At 47.6% G+C, this 17,357-nt stretch carries 16 protein-coding genes, 1 tRNA gene, 2 rRNA genes, 1 other RNA gene and 1 other annotated feature; of the genes, 15 read left to right on the top strand and 5 right to left on the bottom strand.

The window, feature by feature from the left end:
* Positions 1 to 88: 88 nt before the first annotated feature.
* Positions 89 to 205 (top strand): 5S ribosomal RNA (rrf, locus tag CYJ37_RS26620).
* 809 nt (positions 206 to 1,014) lie between these two features.
* Here the strand turns inward: rrf and CYJ37_RS26615 are convergent.
* Positions 1,015 to 1,974 carry a YaaC family protein gene (locus CYJ37_RS26615; RefSeq protein WP_101553021.1) on the bottom strand — a complete coding sequence of 320 codons (960 nt, stop codon included), beginning with the start codon at positions 1,972 to 1,974 and terminating at the stop codon, positions 1,015 to 1,017.
* A gap of 116 nt (positions 1,975 to 2,090) precedes the next feature.
* On the opposite strand from CYJ37_RS26615, the gene guaB reads away from it, so the two are divergent.
* The 6 genes from guaB to CYJ37_RS26585 all read left to right on the top strand — a co-directional run bounded on the left by guaB (position 2,091) and on the right by CYJ37_RS26585 (position 8,669).
* Complete coding sequence (gene guaB, locus CYJ37_RS26610; RefSeq protein WP_101553019.1) at positions 2,091 to 3,557, top strand: IMP dehydrogenase; 1,467 nt, start codon at positions 2,091 to 2,093, stop codon at positions 3,555 to 3,557.
* Positions 3,558 to 3,808: 251 nt separating this feature from the next.
* Positions 3,809 to 5,158 (top strand): serine hydrolase, encoded by a 1,350-nt coding sequence (locus CYJ37_RS26605; RefSeq protein ID WP_101553017.1) that lies wholly within the window; start codon positions 3,809 to 3,811, stop codon positions 5,156 to 5,158.
* Positions 5,159 to 5,367: 209 nt separating this feature from the next.
* The gene (gene pdxS, locus CYJ37_RS26600) at positions 5,368 to 6,252 is read left to right on the top strand and encodes a pyridoxal 5'-phosphate synthase lyase subunit PdxS (RefSeq protein WP_170939624.1); all 885 of its coding nucleotides are present in this window, start codon (positions 5,368 to 5,370) and stop codon (positions 6,250 to 6,252) included.
* An 11-nt stretch (positions 6,253 to 6,263) separates the two neighbouring features.
* Positions 6,264 to 6,851, top strand: a complete 588-nt coding sequence (gene pdxT / locus CYJ37_RS26595) for a pyridoxal 5'-phosphate synthase glutaminase subunit PdxT (protein ID WP_101553015.1) — start codon at positions 6,264 to 6,266, stop codon at positions 6,849 to 6,851.
* Between the two features lie 53 nt (positions 6,852 to 6,904).
* Positions 6,905 to 7,127, top strand: a binding site (T-box leader).
* Between the two features lie 72 nt (positions 7,128 to 7,199).
* Positions 7,200 to 8,480: a serine--tRNA ligase gene (gene serS, locus CYJ37_RS26590; RefSeq protein ID WP_101553013.1), complete on the top strand. Its 1,281-nt coding sequence runs from the start codon at positions 7,200 to 7,202 to the stop codon at positions 8,478 to 8,480.
* Between the two features lie 96 nt (positions 8,481 to 8,576).
* A tRNA-Ser gene (locus CYJ37_RS26585) sits at positions 8,577 to 8,669 on the top strand.
* Positions 8,670 to 8,829: 160 nt separating this feature from the next.
* Here CYJ37_RS26585 and CYJ37_RS26580 read toward each other — a convergent pair.
* From CYJ37_RS26580 to CYJ37_RS26565, 4 genes are all read right to left on the bottom strand, one after another.
* Positions 8,830 to 9,498 (bottom strand): deoxynucleoside kinase, encoded by a 669-nt coding sequence (locus CYJ37_RS26580; protein ID WP_101553011.1) that lies wholly within the window; start codon positions 9,496 to 9,498, stop codon positions 8,830 to 8,832.
* Positions 9,488 to 10,135 (bottom strand): deoxynucleoside kinase, encoded by a 648-nt coding sequence (locus tag CYJ37_RS26575; RefSeq protein ID WP_101553010.1) that lies wholly within the window; start codon positions 10,133 to 10,135, stop codon positions 9,488 to 9,490. Before CYJ37_RS26575 ends, CYJ37_RS26580 begins: the two co-directional genes overlap by 11 nt.
* 190 nt (positions 10,136 to 10,325) lie before the next feature.
* Positions 10,326 to 11,612 (bottom strand): LysM peptidoglycan-binding domain-containing protein, encoded by a 1,287-nt coding sequence (locus tag CYJ37_RS26570; protein WP_101553008.1) that lies wholly within the window; start codon positions 11,610 to 11,612, stop codon positions 10,326 to 10,328.
* Positions 11,613 to 11,652: 40 nt separating this feature from the next.
* Entirely contained in the window at positions 11,653 to 12,216 is a 564-nt protein-coding gene (locus CYJ37_RS26565) for an isochorismatase family cysteine hydrolase (protein ID WP_101553006.1), read from the bottom strand.
* Between the two features lie 89 nt (positions 12,217 to 12,305).
* Here CYJ37_RS26565 and tadA point away from each other — a divergent pair, with 89 nt between their 5' ends.
* The 8 genes from tadA to CYJ37_RS26525 all read left to right on the top strand — a co-directional run.
* Entirely contained in the window at positions 12,306 to 12,833 is a 528-nt protein-coding gene (gene tadA, locus CYJ37_RS26560) for a tRNA adenosine(34) deaminase TadA (protein ID WP_101553005.1), read from the top strand.
* A gap of 77 nt (positions 12,834 to 12,910) precedes the next feature.
* Positions 12,911 to 13,175, top strand: an RNA gene (ffs, locus tag CYJ37_RS26555) — signal recognition particle sRNA large type.
* A 164-nt stretch (positions 13,176 to 13,339) separates the two neighbouring features.
* Positions 13,340 to 15,034, top strand: coding sequence for a DNA polymerase III subunit gamma/tau (gene dnaX, locus CYJ37_RS26550; protein WP_094769983.1), 1,695 nt, complete (start codon positions 13,340 to 13,342; stop codon positions 15,032 to 15,034).
* Positions 15,035 to 15,055: 21 nt separating this feature from the next.
* Complete coding sequence (locus CYJ37_RS26545) at positions 15,056 to 15,376, top strand: YbaB/EbfC family nucleoid-associated protein (RefSeq protein WP_022543198.1); 321 nt, start codon at positions 15,056 to 15,058, stop codon at positions 15,374 to 15,376.
* Between the two features lie 405 nt (positions 15,377 to 15,781).
* Positions 15,782 to 16,378, top strand: coding sequence for a recombination mediator RecR (gene recR, locus CYJ37_RS26540; protein WP_009796287.1), 597 nt, complete (start codon positions 15,782 to 15,784; stop codon positions 16,376 to 16,378).
* 15 nt (positions 16,379 to 16,393) lie between these two features.
* A complete protein-coding gene (locus CYJ37_RS26535) occupies positions 16,394 to 16,609 on the top strand; it encodes a YaaL family protein (protein WP_009796288.1) in 216 nt (71 codons plus the stop codon).
* A gap of 81 nt (positions 16,610 to 16,690) precedes the next feature.
* Positions 16,691 to 16,954 carry a pro-sigmaK processing inhibitor BofA family protein gene (locus CYJ37_RS26530; protein ID WP_035403656.1) on the top strand — a complete coding sequence of 88 codons (264 nt, stop codon included), beginning with the start codon at positions 16,691 to 16,693 and terminating at the stop codon, positions 16,952 to 16,954.
* Positions 16,955 to 17,287: 333 nt separating this feature from the next.
* Positions 17,288 to 17,357 (top strand): 16S ribosomal RNA (locus CYJ37_RS26525); the annotation flags it as partial.

Below are 17,357 nucleotides of genomic sequence, written 5' to 3'. Positions count from 1 at the left end.
TAGATCGAGGACTTAACCACATTTGATTGCTTTGTAATTCTTCTTCTGCATTATCTAGTTTTGAGGGAACAAAACCTCATCTAAATAGTCTGGTGGCGATAGCGAGAAGGTCACACCCGTTCCCATACCGAACACGGAAGTTAAGCTTCTCAGCGCCGATGGTAGTTGGGGGCTCTCCCCCTGTGAGAGTAGGACGCTGCCGGGCAAACGAAGAACAGTCTGTGAGACTGTTCTTTTTTTGTGTTTTCTTAGTGAAATGGAGAAGGTTTTAATAAGAAAAGGGTTCTTGAGCGGAAATTAGTGGCCGGTGTGGGCAGATGAGCAGGGTTTTTGATTAGAATGATGGGGAGAGCAGCTGCTTTGGTTGCGAATTTAATCAATTGGTCCGATAATCTACCAACTTGGCGGTTTATTTAATCAATTGGCCGGATAATTTACCAACTTCGGCACTTATTTTACCATTTGCCTCAAAACAGCCATAGCCTGCCGCTAGATTCCCGATGTTCCCGGAAAAAGCCTGCCGGATGGACAAAGGGACATTACTATGCTTTGAATTTTTGGGGAGAACGGCTGCTTAAGCCAAGAATTTAATTAATTCGTCCGATAATCTACCAACTTGGCGATTTATTTAATCAATTGGCTGATTAATTTACCGACTCCCCCATTTAATTTACCATTAGCCTTAAATACCAGATAAAGCCCCCCAGCAAACTAAATATAAGCAAATACATCATGTGCCAATCAAACCATCGTCCAACAGCTCAGAAACTCAACAGCCTACCAGCCCACCAGCTAAAACCCACTCCAAAGTTCTGCCTTCAAAATAACCTCATATCCAAAACGCTGTTAACAGCCTCATCCCATCTATTTCAACGTATATTCCCGCCGCTCCACGAACAGCCTTCCGAAGCCAACCGCCTCATAACGCCGCCCTCACGCTGCCCTCATCCCAACTTCAACACCAAGTTCCGCCCCTAACTACTAACTCACAAGATCCTCATCCGGCACCAATAACTACTTCTGCCCAATTAAGTACTGGTAAACCAAATAAGGGCCCTTCTTCAAAGTAATCTCTAAAAAAGAATGGATGAAGGGATAATCCTTATTCGGCATCATCTTCATCAGCTCGCTCCACCATTCAGTTTCATAACGGGCGATCATGCTGAGATTGTACAGCAGAAGATAATGAAGAAGCAGTTCCGGGAAGCTGACAAGGTCTCCTTTCGTAAGGGGAAAAGATAGGCTGACATCATGGATATTGAACTTAAGCGGTCTAATATCTTGAGGCGGCAGCGAGCCGCATGAGAAAGTAACCATGCCTCTTTCTCCCCGTTCAGCGGACTCGATTTTATAGCCGCCCTTCGAGTTGAAATAGTCAATAAACCTTTCTTCTGTCATATGGAATTGATCAAGAATTGAAGCCGGCATTGTAAGAAGGCCTTTTGCCAGTTCTGCGCCGGCAAAGGTAGGGGTCCCCTCTGTCTGCTGAAAAAGCCCATTTAATTCAGGAATGTATTTAAAAAGCTCTCCCATCTCAATTTTGTCGCCTTCCATATGTTTCATGTGAAACAGCTTATCAGCCATAAAGGGAAACAGTCCGGTTTTCTGAAATTTTACTTCGTCCTCAAAAAAGCTGTACTGCTGCTTTTTTCTTTTTCTTGTTGAAACTCCGTGAGCAAGGACGGAGGTGGTTTCAGGGTAGTTTGGATCGGCCGTCAGGATGGATGCCTTGATTAGATGAACGAGCCCATAGAAAAGCATGATAGGCTGTATCAGCAGCGGGGATTTGGCTGCCTGTTCATAATATATCTTTCCATGTTCCAGATAGTAAATAAAAGGATAGCAGTTCTCATAGCTCTTCGCTTCAGGCTGGTCTATGCCATGCCTTGTATAGCATTTTTTTAAATAGGCCTGGGTAGTTTCTGCCGAAAAGAAGACAGAATAGGAACTCCAGCCTTTGTATGTATAGGTCATCCTTTTTACCTCTTTTTAATTTTTTGAAAAATCGAACATATCAATCTGTTCTTGACAGTATTTTGTCCAATTGATAACCTACTAATAATATTTTCGAGTAAATGGGGGCTAAAAAGATGTGGGAAAGCAAGTTTGTTAAAGAAGGATTAACATTTGATGATGTGTTATTGGTTCCGGCAAGATCAGAAGTGCTTCCGAAAGATGTACAGCTTCATGTAGACCTGACAGACAAGGTCCGCCTGAATATCCCGATCATCTCAGCCGGCATGGACACAGTAACAGAGGCAGAAATGGCAATTGCCATGGCAAGGGCCGGGGGCCTCGGAATCATCCACAAGAATATGTCCATCGAGCAGCAGGCTGACCAGGTTGACAAAGTCAAGCGCTCCGAAAGCGGCGTTATTACAGATCCATTCTTCCTCACGCCCGACCAGCAGGTTTTCGATGCTGAGCATCTAATGGGCAAGTACCGCATCTCAGGTGTCCCAATCGTCAATAATAACGATGAACAGAAATTGGTGGGCATCATTACAAACCGTGATCTTCGTTTCATCCAAGACTACTCGATCAAAATTTCAGATGTCATGACAAAAGAAAATCTCGTAACGGCACCGGTGGGAACGACACTGGAAGAAGCCGAGAGCATTTTGCAGAAATATAAAATTGAAAAGCTTCCGCTCGTTGATCAGGAGGGTGTACTTAAAGGGCTGATCACCATTAAGGATATTGAAAAAGTGATTGAATTCCCGAACTCAGCCAAGGATCGCCAGGGAAGGCTCCTTGCAGGCGCAGCCGTCGGTGTGACAAAGGATACGATGAAAAGGGTTGAAATGCTTGTGAAGGCAAGTGTGGACGTCCTTGTGGTTGATACGGCGCACGGACATTCAAAAGGGGTTATGGATACAGTCAAGCAGATCAGGGAGGCTTACCCGGAGGTGGCCATCATCGCTGGAAATGTTGCAACTGCTGAAGCTACTAAAGATTTGATCGAAGCAGGAGCCGATGTAGTAAAAGTCGGCATCGGACCTGGATCCATCTGTACGACAAGGGTTGTTGCCGGAGTCGGCGTACCGCAGATCACAGCGGTTTATGACTGTGCAACAGAGGCCAGGAAGCACGGCAAAGCAATCATTGCCGACGGGGGCATCAAGTACTCAGGTGATATCGTCAAGTCCCTGGCTGCCGGCGGACATGCCGTTATGCTCGGAAGCCTGCTCGCAGGTGTCTCCGAAAGCCCGGGCGAAACGGAAATCTTCCAGGGACGGCGCTTCAAGGTCTACCGCGGAATGGGATCTGTTGGAGCAATGGAAAAGGGCTCAAAGGACCGTTATTTCCAGGAAGACAACAAAAAGTTCGTTCCGGAGGGAATTGAAGGCAGGCTTCCATACAAAGGGCCGTTATCCGATACGATTTACCAGCTGGTCGGGGGGATCCGCTCAGGCATGGGCTATTGTGGAAGCAAGGATCTGACCGACTTGAGAGAAAAGGCGCAGTTCATCAGAATGACCGGCGCCGGGCTCCGTGAAAGCCATCCGCATGATGTGCAGATCACAAAAGAAGCTCCGAACTATTCTTTATCATAAACAGCCATGCCGGAGCACCGGCTGCAGATGCACTGGCAGATACAGGGTCCCAGGGTTTTTATCCTGGGGCTTATTTTTATGCTCATTGAGGGTGCCAGGCACCCGTCAGCATTAGCTATCCATTTTTAGCCTGCACATCAAATGGACTAGATATTTCCCACTCCAATTAATGGGTATTTACTCTGTCTATGTTTTCAGAAACAGATATGTTAAAATAACGAAGGTGTATATAAAGGTTGGAGGGCATTACAGTGAAAAAACATTTTTATCGGAAGTATGTTGCTAGTTTCCTTGTTTGTATGATGGTGATAGGCCTTTTTCCCGGCCTGAATAAGGCGAGTGCAGAGGATGTTCTGAATATCAACGCGGATGCTGCAATTGTAGTAGAGGCCGAGACAGGCAAAGTCCTTTATTCGAAAAATGCGGATAAAGTGCTTGGCATTGCGAGTATGACAAAGATCATGACAGAATACCTGCTGCTTGAGGCCATTAAAGAAGGGAAAGTCAAATGGGATCAGGAGTATGCAGTCAGTGAATATGTTTGGAAGGTTTCACAGGATAGAGCACTGTCTAATGTCCCTTTAAGAAGAGATGGAAAATATAATATCAGAGAGTTATATGAAGCTATGTCCATTTACTCTGCCAATGGCGCAACAATTGCCATTGCGGAGACAATTGCCGGTTCTGAAAGCAATTTTGTGAAAATGATGAATGATAAGGCCGAGGAATTGGGCCTGAAGGATTATAAATTTGTCAATTCAACCGGTTTGAATAACCGTGACTTGAAAGGTTCCCACCAGGTAGGCGGAGCGGAAGATGAGAATGTCATGTCTGCCCGTGCAACTGCCAAACTGGCTCAGCGCCTGCTGCATGACTATCCGGAAATACTGGAGACGACCAGCATTCCGACTAAAAACTTCAGAGAAGGCACTGATGATGAAATCAAGATGGATAACTGGAATTGGATGCTTCCAAGCCTTGTTTTTGGCTATGAGGGAGTGGACGGTCTTAAGACGGGAACTACCGATTTTGCCGGCTACTGTTTCACTGGTACCGCTACACGCGATGGCAACCGCTATATCACTGTGGTGATGAATGCCAAGGGTGAAGGAAATTCCGGTTCTTATAAATCCCGTTTTGATGAAACAAGAAAAATGCTTGATTATGCTTTCAGCAATTTTTCCAAAGAAGAAATTGTTTCAAAGAACTATCAGGTAAAAGGCCAGAAGACTTTGCCTGTCACTAAAGGCAAGGAAGACAGCGTGAAAATACAGGCTAAGGATGCTATCGAGCTTGTCGTGAAGAATGGCGAGAAGGAAAACTATAAGCCAGAGCTTGTCCTAGATAAAGACAAGCTGGATAAAGACGGCAATCTGACGGCGCCTGTCAAGAAAGGCGAAAAGGTCGGATACCTGACATTGAAGTCAGAGAAAGAAAACGGCCTTGATTTCCTTTCTGGGAAAGGCGGCATCCAGGTTGATGTCGTGGCGGCCGAAAGTGTGGAAAAGGCGAACTGGTTCGTGCTGATGATGCGCGGAATCGGCGGCTTTTTCGGAGATCTTTGGGGCAGCGTTTCTTCAACTGTAAAAGGCTGGTTCTAATTTTTATAATGGCCATGGCTATATCGGAAGAAGATGAAATTCCGGAAGAGTCTGATAAAAAAGGGTTCCTTGTCTTGACAGGGGACCTTTTTTATTGTTTATTTTCATTAGGGGAACTGGACGAATTCCTATCGAATTAATATATTTTCCTATAAATTAATGGGTATTTTGCCTATTAAAAGCAGATGGTATTACAGAAGGGGGATTTTATAGTGAAGACAGGTACAGATCGAGTAAAGCGCGGAATGGCAGAAATGCAAAAGGGCGGCGTAATCATGGACGTTGTCAACGCTGAGCAGGCTAAGATTGCTGAAGAGGCCGGCGCAGTCGCAGTTATGGCACTGGAGCGGGTTCCATCCGATATCCGAGCTGCCGGCGGTGTGGCCAGGATGGCAGACCCCCGCATTGTTGAGGAAGTCATGAATGCTGTAACGATTCCTGTTATGGCTAAAGGCAGAATTGGCCATATCGTGGAAGCCCGTGTATTAGAAGCAATGGGCGTTGACTATATAGATGAGAGTGAAGTGCTCACTCCCGCTGATGAAGAGTATCATTTAAATAAAAGGGACTTTACAGTTCCATTTGTATGCGGATGCCGCGACCTTGGCGAAGCTGCCCGCAGGATCGGTGAAGGAGCTGCGATGCTCCGCACTAAAGGCGAGCCGGGAACAGGCAATATCGTTGAAGCGGTGCGACATATCCGCAAGGTGAATGCACAGGTGCGCAAGGTTGTCGGCATGAACCTGGATGAGCTGATGACTGAAGCTAAGCTTCTCGGAGCCCCTTACGAGCTTCTTCTGGAAATTAAGGAACTTGGCCGCCTTCCGGTCGTTAACTTCGCTGCAGGCGGCGTTGCGACACCTGCGGATGCTGCTTTGATGATGGAGCTTGGCGCAGACGGCGTATTCGTTGGATCAGGGATCTTCAAGTCCGACAACCCAGCCAAGTTTGCGAGAGCGATCGTTGAGGCGACTACACATTATCAGGATTACAAGCTGATTGCTGAATTGTCAAAAGAACTTGGAACACCGATGAAAGGCATTGAAATCTCATCACTGGCTCCTGAAGCTCGTATGCAGGAGCGCGGTTGGTAAGGAGAATGAACATGGTTAAAGTAGGCGTATTGGGCCTTCAGGGGGCTGTCAGGGAGCATGTCCGCTCCATTGAAGCCTGCGGAGCGGAGGCAGTCGTCATTAAGCGGAGAGAGCAGCTTGCGGAAGTGGACGGACTGATCATTCCGGGCGGCGAAAGCACAACGATGCGCCGCCTGATTGATAAATATGATTTCATGGAAGAGCTTCGCACATTTTCCCAATCAGGAAAACCGATGTTCGGAACATGCGCAGGCCTCATTTTGCTGGCGAAGACAGTTGCCGGCTATGCAGAACCGCATATCGGCGTCATGGATGTCGAGGTGGAGCGCAATTCTTTCGGAAGGCAGCGGGAGAGCTTTGAAGCGCCCCTTGATATTGCGGGAGTGGCAGAAGACTTTGAAGCGGTCTTCATCCGCGCACCGCATATCCTGCAGGCCGGCGAGAATGTAGAAGTGCTTGCGAAGCATGACGGCCGCATTGTGGCCGCAAGGGAAGGTCAGTTCCTTGGCTGTTCATTCCATCCCGAGCTGACGGAAGATCACCGTCTCACAGCGTATTTTGTGGAAATGGTGAAAGAAGCACAAGCGAATTTAGTTTGAATAATAGGTTGCAAATAGCGCATAATTGTAGTAAATTATTATAAAATTACATTCGAAACGCACTGAGAGGAAATAGTAGCGGGAATCCCATTCCAATAGAGAGCCGGTGGCTGGTGGAAACCGGTGGTGGGACCCTGTGAATCCGTCCTTGAGCAAAAGCATGGAAAGCCTGCATGGGCGAGTAAATGCTTTCGGTTAAAAACCGTTATGTATTTAAGGTGGAAGGCATTTTTGCCTTCAACTAGGGTGGCAACGCGGGTAACTCCCGTCCCTTTTTTGGGACGGGGGTTTTTTGTTTTTCTCGGGTGCCGCCCATTGCCTATCGAATGGAAAAGAGGAGGAAGAAGCATGCTTGATATTAAATACTTGCGAAGCAATTTTGAAGAAGTAAAGAACCGCCTCCAGCACCGCGGGGAGGACTTGGGCGACCTTGGGAAGTTCGAGGACCTTGATGTAAGGCGCCGTGAGCTGATCATGGAAACAGAGCAGCTGAAGAGCAGAAGGAATGAGGTTTCCCAGCAGGTAGCTGCCCTTAAGCGTGAGAAGAAAGATGCCGACAGCCTGATTGCAGAAATGAGGGAAGTGGGCGACAAGATTAAAGCATTTGATGAAGAGCTCCGCACAGTGGAAGAATCACTGGACAGCCTCTTGATGAGCATTCCGAACATCCCGCATGAAAGCGTTCCGGTCGGTGAGACGGAAGACGACAACGTTGAGGCGAGGAAATGGGGCGAAGTACGCGAATTCAGCTTCGAGCCAAAGCCGCACTGGGATGTTGCCACTGACCTGGACATCCTTGATTTTGAGAGGGCCGGCAAGGTTACAGGAAGCCGCTTTGTATTCTACAAAGGCCTTGGCGCCCGCTTAGAGCGCGCTTTATTCAACTTCATGCTGGATCTTCATACAGAAGAGCATGGCTATATGGAAGTCCTTCCTCCTTACATGGTCAACCGTGCCAGCATGACAGGCACAGGGCAGCTGCCGAAGTTTGAAGAAGATGCCTTCCTGATCGAAAGTGAAGACTACTTCCTGATCCCGACAGCAGAAGTGCCTGTTACTAACATGCACAGAGATGAGATCCTCACGAATGAACAGCTTCCGATCAATTATGCTGCGTTCAGTGCATGCTTCCGTTCTGAGGCCGGCTCTGCGGGCCGTGATACAAGGGGACTGATCCGCCAGCACCAATTCAATAAGGTGGAGCTCGTGAAGTTTGTCCGCCCTGAAGATTCTTATGATGAGCTGGAAAAGCTGACCGGGCACGCTGAAAAAGTGCTGCAGCTGCTTGGACTGCCGTACCGCGTGCTCAGCATGTGCACAGGGGATCTCGGGTTCACAGCAGCGAAGAAATATGATATCGAAGTATGGATCCCAAGCTACGGGACATACCGCGAAATTTCTTCTTGCAGTAATTTTGAAGCGTTCCAGGCACGCCGTGCGAACATCCGTTTCCGCCGCGAGCCTAAGGGCAAGCCTGAGCATCTTCATACACTGAATGGCTCTGGCCTCGCGATCGGCCGTACGGTCGCCGCTATCCTTGAAAACTACCAGCAGGAAGACGGAAGTGTTATCATTCCGGAAGTATTAAGACCGTATATGGGCAATAAAGAAGTTATCGGCAAAGCTTAAAGCACTCCATCTGGGCGGGTGAAAAACCCGCCTAATTTTTTTTGAAATAATGTTGACTTTACATTGGATAGCTGATAGAATAAATCTTGTCGATACGGAGGTATACCCAAGTCTGGCTGAAGGGATCGGTCTTGAAAACCGACAGGCGGGTAACACCGCGCGGGGGTTCGAATCCCTCTACCTCCTCCATTATAAAATCAACCATAGCGCATAACTATTGGAGATACATAAAAAGCCGCTGCATCCTGCAGCGGCTTTTTTATGTCGTTCTTGAGAGTGAATATGACTTCAAGTAAAAAAATAAGCCCGGCGTTTATGCCGGGCTTATTTTGTATCTGCATAATGCTGTTTATTTTTTCAGCAGCTGGGACTGCTTCAGAAAGACTGAGATTTTTTCGATGACAGGCTCAATGGAGGAGCCATCAGCCATCAGGTCATAATCATTGATGTTCAGGCGCAGGACTGGGCAAGCATTGAATGTGTTGATCCAGTTTTCATAGCGCTCGTGCATTTCTTCCCAGTAGGATACAGGTGTCTGCTGCTCCATCGGGCGCCCTCTTTCCTGGATCCTGGATAAGATGTCTTCAATGGATCCTTCCAGGTAAATCAACAGGTCGGGATGAGGGAAGTATGGTGTCATGACCATCGCGTCGAACAGGCTTGTGTATGTTTCATAGTCCACCTGCGACATGGTTCCTTTTTCATGGTGCATCTTGGCGAAAATGCCGGTATCTTCGTAAATGGAACGGTCCTGGATAAAGCCGCCGCCATATTCAAAGATACGTTTCTGCTCCTTGAAGCGCTCGGCAAGGAAATAGATCTGCAGATGGAAGCTCCATCTGTCGAAATCTGCGTAGAATTTATCCAGATAAGGATTGGTGTCCACTTTTTCAAATGAGGTGCGAAAGCCCAGAGCACCCGCAAGTGCATTGGTCATCGTTGATTTCCCTACCCCGACCGTACCAGCAATGGTAATCACGGAATTTCCGGGAATTTCGTACTTATTCCTAAGATTCATGGTGATAAGCTCCTTTAATTAAAGATAGGGAAAGGCTGTCCAGAATTTGAGATAGATCTTCTTTGTTTTTCACAAAATCCAGATCATCGCCGCTGAAGCGCAGAACCGGAATATCGGGGTGCTGTTCAGTGAACTGGTTCATGGCGTTCTCATAATCAATTGACAGCTGCTCTAGATAAAGCGGGCTGATGTTCTTTTCAATTTCCCTGCCCCGCAGCTTGATCCGCTGCAGGAGCGTCTCGAGGCTTGCGTGAAGGTAGATGATGACATTAGGCCTTGGCATATCATTCGTCAGGATATCGTAGATTTTCACATATTTCTGGAATTCCGCCGGGCTCAGTGTCCTCTCGGCAAAAACGAGGTTCTTGAGAATATGGTAATCGGCAACAACGGCCTTGTTATTGGCTAAATATTGTGTATTGATGTCCCCAAGCTGCTTATAGCGGTTGCACAGGAAAAACATTTCCGTCTGGAAGCTCCATTCCTCAATGTTGTCATAAAACTTCCCGAGAAAAGGATTTTCATCTACAATCTCTTTCAGCAGCGCAAATTGAAAATGCTCAGAAATGGCCTTTGCCAGCGAGGTTTTCCCTACGCCGATCGGGCCTTCAACGGTAATAAAAGGTGTCCCCCCCACAGTGTGGCCTCCTTATTGTTCTTATTTATCTATGTCCAGTTATCCTTTAAATCGACTTTTAACGACACAAAAAATATTTTAACACACTATCCAGTGGAAGGGATATGGAATTTCTGCAGGCAAAAAATATAAAAAAGCCATGGATCAGACTGACCCATAGCTTCCTTGCACCCAGGAGATTATGTCTTCGCTACTCACGTTTTGTAACATTAAAATTATCTGTAATCAAAAGCCAGTTCTGGGGAAAGGACAGGCCGAGCTTCCAGTAGCTCATCCCTCTCAGATTCAGTTCCTTAATAAGATCGAATTTGGCCTGGATCGACCTTGCATCCTCAAACCATACCTCATGCCGCTTCCCGTCGGTGCCTGTATAGTTGAACAGGGGGGCCTGCGACTTAGTATTATAGCGGATGGGGACATTTTTCTCCGCTGCCAGCTCGATGGCCTGCTGCGGGCTCAGCGCTTTGGCGGTGGTACCCTGGACAAATGGAAGGGTCCAGTCATAGCCGTACAGATTCTGGCCCATCATGATCTTGGAGGAAGGCATCTCGCTTACTGCATATTCAAGGACTTCCCGGACAGGGCCGATTGGGGAAACAGCCTGGGCAGGGCCACCGCTGTAGCCCCACTCATATGTCATGATAACCACAAAATCCACGATTTCCCCATGTGCCTTATAATCATGGGCTTCATACCAGCGGCCCTTCTGCTCTGCGCTTGTCTTTGGCGCGAGTGCGGTAGAAATGAGCCATCCTTCCCGGCTGAATCGTTCTTTTGCTTTACGTAAGAAACGGTTGTATGCCTCCCGGTCCTCTGGGCGCAAGTATTCAAAATCAAAATGAATGTCCCTGAAGCCGTACTTCTTGGCAGTGGCGGTTATATTGTCCAGGAATTTATCCTGTACAGGTATATCGTTGAGGAGAATCCGGCCCAGCTCATCATTGAACTGGTCATTTTCCTGGTTGGTGATGACCATCATCAGTACAACATTATTCGCTCTGGCGATGGCAGGGAAGTCGTTGAGGAGCGGCTCTTTAAGGCCGCCATCCCTTAGAGCCTGGAAGCTGAAGGGCGCCAGGTATGTCAGGTAAGGTGCAGCCTCCCGCGCCCCTTCTTCAAGGGCAGGTGCAACCGATGTCCCCCTTGGTTCTACATAGGCATTGAACTCTGCTGCTGTTTTTGGCCTGGGCGGCAGATAGAGGCGCAAGCCCGGCTGGAGAGGCTGGGATGCTGATATCCGGTTGATGCTGGCTATTTCCTGAACCGGGATCCCTGTACGCCGGGAAATGGCAGACAAGGTGTCCCCCGGCTGGACCCAGTAGAAACGTCCTGTAATCGGGATTACCAGCGCCTGGCCCACTACAAGCCTGTCAGGATTGGGCAATTCGTTGGCCTGTGTAATATCGGCTGCCGTCGTGCCATAGGCCTGCGCGATCCCCGTCAGGGACTGTCCGGCCCGCACTATATGGATTTGCATATTCATTTCCCCCTTAATGGCAAATTACGCTACCATCATTCTATGAAGGGAAACAGGCTGAAATGCTATTTTTCTCTGAGAAGGGTTCTGTGCGGGCATTGAGGACGTTCTTCATCATTTTCAGGGCATTTTCGTTGTCATGGTCATCATTGGAAGCAAGGCAATTTTCAGGGACATATAAGCTGTACTCTCTCATATAGGCGTCATTCGCTGTGAAAAGCACACAAATATTCCCGGCAACACCGGTGATGATCAAATTTTTGACGTTTAACTGAAGAAGCAGGGTGTTCAGGGCAGTGCCGTAAAAAGCGGAGTGCTTCGGCTTGATTAAAAAGTAGTCTTCATCAGAAGGATAGAGGCAATCAATGATGTCCCTGCTGTTTTCATTCCGGCAGTAATCGGCTATCTTTTCAAAGTCGGCTTGCCAAAGGCTGTAATGATCATTAACATAGATGACAGGAACAGCTTCAGCAGCGCATTTTTCCTTTAGTGTTTTTATTGGGCGGGAGATTTTTTCAGCTTTTTCGGCTAAAATTTCACCATCCGGAAAATCAAAATTATTGATCATATCTATAATTAAAAGTGCTGTAGATGATTCTTTCATGTCAGTTCTCTCCTTTGGGTCTATTGTGAGCACTAAAGGCTATATACACCCTTGGTATATTTTTAAACATAAGGGATGGTAGGAAAAAGATGAATATTACTTACAATGATGATTATTATATGAAGGAAGCAATAGAAGAAGCGAAAAAAGCAGGAGCGCTTGGGGAGGTGCCGATCGGGGCCGTTGTGGTCCTGGACGGGAAGATAATCAGCCGCGCTCATAATCTCCGCGAGTCGAACCAGAATGCGGTGGCACATGCTGAACTCCTTGCCATAGAGGAAGCCTGCGGGATGCTCGGGACATGGAGGCTTGAAGATGCTGTGCTCTATGTCACATTAGAGCCGTGCGCCATGTGTTCAGGAGCCATCATCCTTTCCCGGATCAGCAGGGTCGTATATGGAGCGCCCGATCCAAAGGGCGGCTGTGCGGGAACATTCATGAACCTGCTCCAGGATGAAAGGTTCAACCATCAGAGCGAGGTATCAGCAGGGGTGCTGGAAGAAGAATGCGGCAGCCTGCTGACCGATTTCTTCCGGGCCCTGCGCGAAAGGAAAAAGGAAGAGAAAAGGCGGCGCAAACAGCTGCTGGGTCTGCAAGAAGGAATTGACAGGCCATAGGCATTGCAATTTTGTCCGAAACTTAGTATACTGATTATGCGTCACAAACGACGCAGCCAAATATGGTATCAATTTTGCCGTGCTAAGCGGGGAGGTAGCGGTGCCCTGTACTCGCAATCCGCTCTAGCGAGGCTGAACTCCTTCCTGAGGCTGGTGTCCTGTAGGGCCTGCCTTAAGTAAGTGGTGTTGACGCCCGGGTCCTGCGCAATGGGAATCCATGAACCATGTCAGGTCCGGAAGGAAGCAGCATTAAGTGGTCCCTCCCATGTGCCGCAGGGTTGCCTGGGCCGAGCTAACTGCTTGAGTAACGCTTATGGGAGCCAGTCGACGGAAGGTGCACGGCAGTTATAATTATAAAAGCAAAGCTCATCCCGGTCAGGGGTGGGTTTTTTTATGCATGGTCCAGCTGGAAAATTGCTCCTCCGGATATTTGCAATCCTTTTTGGAAAATAGGAACTGATACGGTATAATAGAGATAGAAAAGCAGTTAGGAAGGGGGCGTGAAGATGAGTTACCAGGCATTATATCGTGTCTGGCGTCCGCAGCAGTTCATTGATGTTGTAGGGCAGGAACACGTAACCAAAACATTGCAGAACGCCCTGCTTCAGCAGAAAACCTCTCATGCATACTTATTTTCCGGGCCCAGGGGAACGGGAAAGACGAGTGCGGCCAAAATACTGGCCAAAACCGTCAACTGTGAAAGAGCTCCGATCAGTGAGCCTTGCAATGAGTGTGATTCCTGCATTGGCATTACGAATGGCTCCATACCGGACGTGATTGAAATCGATGCGGCCTCCAACAATGGTGTGGAAGAGATTCGGGATATTAGGGACAAAGTCAAATATGCACCCAGTGCAGTCAAATATAAAGTATATATCGTCGATGAAGTTCATATGCTCTCGATCGGCGCCTTCAATGCGCTTTTGAAAACACTTGAAGAGCCGCCGAAGCATGTCATGTTCATTCTTGCAACAACAGAACCCCATAAGATTCCGCTCACCATCATTTCAAGATGCCAGCGCTTTGACTTCAAGCGCATAACGGCACAGTCGATCGTCGGCCGGATGAAAATGATAGTGGATGAGACCGGGGTGCAGTATGAAGAGAATGCCCTCCATATCGTTGCCCGGGCTGCCGAGGGAGGGATGAGGGATGCTCTCAGCCTCCTTGATCAGGCGATATCCTTCAGCCAGGACAAAGTGACGGCGGAGGATGCCCTCACAGTAACAGGAGCCGTTTCCCAGGGATTCCTGAATAAACTGTCCAGAAACGTTATGGAAAAAGATGCTGCAGGTGCGCTGGAAGCACTGGAGACCCTCCTGTTTCAGGGGAAGGATCCTTCCAGGTTCATCGAGGACTTCATCTTATATTACAGGGACATGCTTTTATACAAGGCAGCTCCTTCACTGGATGAGTCGCTCGAACGCGTCATGCTTGATGAAGAATTCAAGGCATTGGCTGAAGAGATTGATCCTCAGCAGCTGTACAGCCTGATTGAAATTCTGAATAAAGCCCAGCAGGAAATGCGCTGGACCAACCATCCAAGGATTTTCCTTGAGGTAGCCATCATGAAGCTCTGCCAGCTTGAGGGTACAGAGAAAAAGGCGGCTGCCGATATTGAACCTCTCATGAGAAAAATCGAACAGCTTCAAGAGGAGCTGGCTGAGCTGAAGAAAAATGGGGTCACCGTTTCGGGTGCGGCTGAGCCTGCCCAGAAGAAGCAGGCACAGAGAACCTCAAGAAAAGGATTCCAGGCGCCTGAAGGGAAAATTAATGAAATCCTGAAAAATGCTACGAAAAATGACCTGAATGCCGTAAAAGGCAAATGGGGCGATATGCTGGGAAGGCTCGTGCATAACCAGATGCGGTCCCAGGCCGCTCTGCTCAATGAAGCAGAGCCGGTCGCTGCTTCAGCGGATGCGTTCATCGTTAAATTTAAATATGAAATACACTGTCAAATGGCCATGGATAATGCTAAATTTATAGAAACGATATCCGGGGCCATCCAGGAATTGACCGGACAAAGGAAACAGGTTGTCGGGGTGCCTGAAGAGCAGTGGCAGCGGATACGGGGCAGTTTTCTGAACAGCGGGCATCGCGATGAGCCTTCTGAAGGCAGCGGGCTTGGCGCCCCGGAAGACGACCTGGTCGTATCCGAAGCACAAAAGCTGTTCGGGGATTTAGTCGAAATCAAAGAATAAAACTATTTGGAGGTAAAGAATATGCGTGGAATGGGCAATATGCAAAACATGATGAAGCAAATGCAGAAAATGCAGAAGAAAATGGCCGAGGCTCAGGAAGAGCTGGGGGAAAAAAGAATTGAAGGTACTGCAGGCGGCGGAATGGTGACAGTCATCGTTTCCGGACACAAGCAAGTCCTTGAAGTCAATATTAAAGAAGAAGTAGTAGATCCGGAAGATATCGATATGCTTCAGGACCTCGTACTTGCAGCAACAAATGACGCCCTTAAAAAGGCTGATGATCTGACAAATGATACAATGGGGCAGTTTACAAAAGGAATGAACCTGCCTGGAATGTTTTAAAAGCCGAAGCGGAGTTAATCTCCGCTTTAAAAATGCCTGAAAAAGCAAAAAAGGCGTGAATACGAATGGGGGCAGGCAAAAGGGCGGCAGGAAACTTATGCGTGACGCCGATGAGCAAGCGCCCTCCGCATTTCGATTTGTCCAGCTGCAGCGGCTAGGGACTCGAGTCATAAGTCAGCCTGGCTAAAAGGTTAAAGAGCAAACCTTTCATCCAGGCTGCCTTATGCTTGTCGTCCCTGGGCAAGCCGCTTTCGCATTTCTTGATTGTCCAGCTGCGGGCGCTATCGGCTCGAGGTCATAAGCCAAACTGGCCAAAAGGTTAAAGAACAAACCTTTCGGCCAGTTCGTCTTATGCTTGTCGCCGATGAGCAAGCGCCCTCCGCATTTCTATATAGGAGGAGTAGTATGCATTATCCTGAACCGATATCTAAGTTGATAGACAGCTTTATGAAGCTGCCGGGGATCGGCCCGAAAACAGCCGCTCGCCTGGCTTTTTTTGTCCTTAGCATGAAGGAAGACACCGTTCTTGATTTTGCTAAGGCGCTGGTGAATGCCAAACGAAATTTATCTTACTGCTCGGTGTGCGGCCATATTACCGATCAGGATCCCTGTTATATCTGCGAGGATCAGCGCAGGGACAGGAGTGTAATTTGTGTTCTGCAGGATCCTAAGGATGTTATCGCCATGGAAAAAATGAAGGAATTCAACGGCCTGTACCACGTTCTCCACGGCGCTATTTCTCCGATGGACGGAATAGGACCGGAAGATATCAATATACCTGACCTTTTAAAAAGGCTGCAGGATGAGACGGTGGAAGAAGTTATACTGGCGACCAACCCAAATATTGAAGGGGAAGCGACAGCGATGTACATTTCGCGCCTCCTTAAGCCATCCGGTATCAAAATTACAAGGATTGCCCATGGTCTGCCGGTGGGCGGAGATCTGGAATATGCAGATGAAGTCACGCTTTCCAAGGCACTCGAGGGAAGAAGAGAGGTTTAAGCAGGAGGTGTATACATGTTTTTCCGTAAAAAAGGAAAGCTTCGCAATGAATTTGATGAACAGCTTCTCATGCAGCTTAATAGTTTGAAGGATGAATGGTATAACCAGAAAAGGCTGCTTGAAAAAAGCTTTGATCCTTCTGCGGAAGTTTTGGCGCAAACCAAGCTGGCGGAGGCTAAATACTTTTATTTATTTAAGGAAGCAAAGGCCAGGAAGATATCTGTTAGATGAACCAAGGGGCAATCAGGTCTTTTTTCATCTCTCTTCTCATAAATTTGTAGTAGTACAGGCTAATGGGAGAGGATGATGAGGATGGAACCGATACTGGTAATAACCATTTTGGGCGGGCTGATATTGTTATTACTATTTATAGGGGCTCCGTTTAAGCCGCTTAAGTTTTTGGGACAGGGAGTCATCAAAATTCTGATAGGAGCACTGTTCCTGTTTTTTCTTAATGCTTTCGGAGGCCAGTTTGGCTTATATGTCCCTATTAATCTGGCAACAACAGCTGTTTCGGGCTTTTTGGGACTGCCTGGAGTGTTTGCCCTGGCTGCTATTCAGACCTGGATTCTATAAAAGGCTTTACGCTGGAACAGCTATTCTGATGGCTGTTCTTTGCTTTTGCCTGGATGGATGATCGAAAAACCCTGAAAGGCTGACCAGAATAAAAATAAGATAAACTATATATTCACTGTTGACGATAGTGAAATATGGTGATATTATATTAAAGGTCGTCACAATGACGCAAACGAGAAAAAATAACCTTCAAAAAGTTGTTGACTTAGTTTGCTGACGGTGATATACTAATTAAGTTGCTTCGAGAGAAGTGATAGAGATTGTTCTTTGAAAACTGAACGAACAAAAAACGTCAACGTAAATCTTATTTTTATCAGAGCTAAATCTTACTCTTATATGGAGAGTTTGATCCTGGCTCAGGACGAACGCTGGCGGCGTGCCTAATACATGCAAGTCGAGCGGA

This window comes from Bacillus sp. UMB0728 (genome assembly GCF_002858875.1).
Lineage (GTDB): Bacteria > Bacillota > Bacilli > Bacillales > Cytobacillaceae > Bacillus_AB > Bacillus_AB infantis.
Note: the sequence above shows the minus strand (reverse complement) of the source record. Positions and strands in the feature narration are given on the sequence as shown.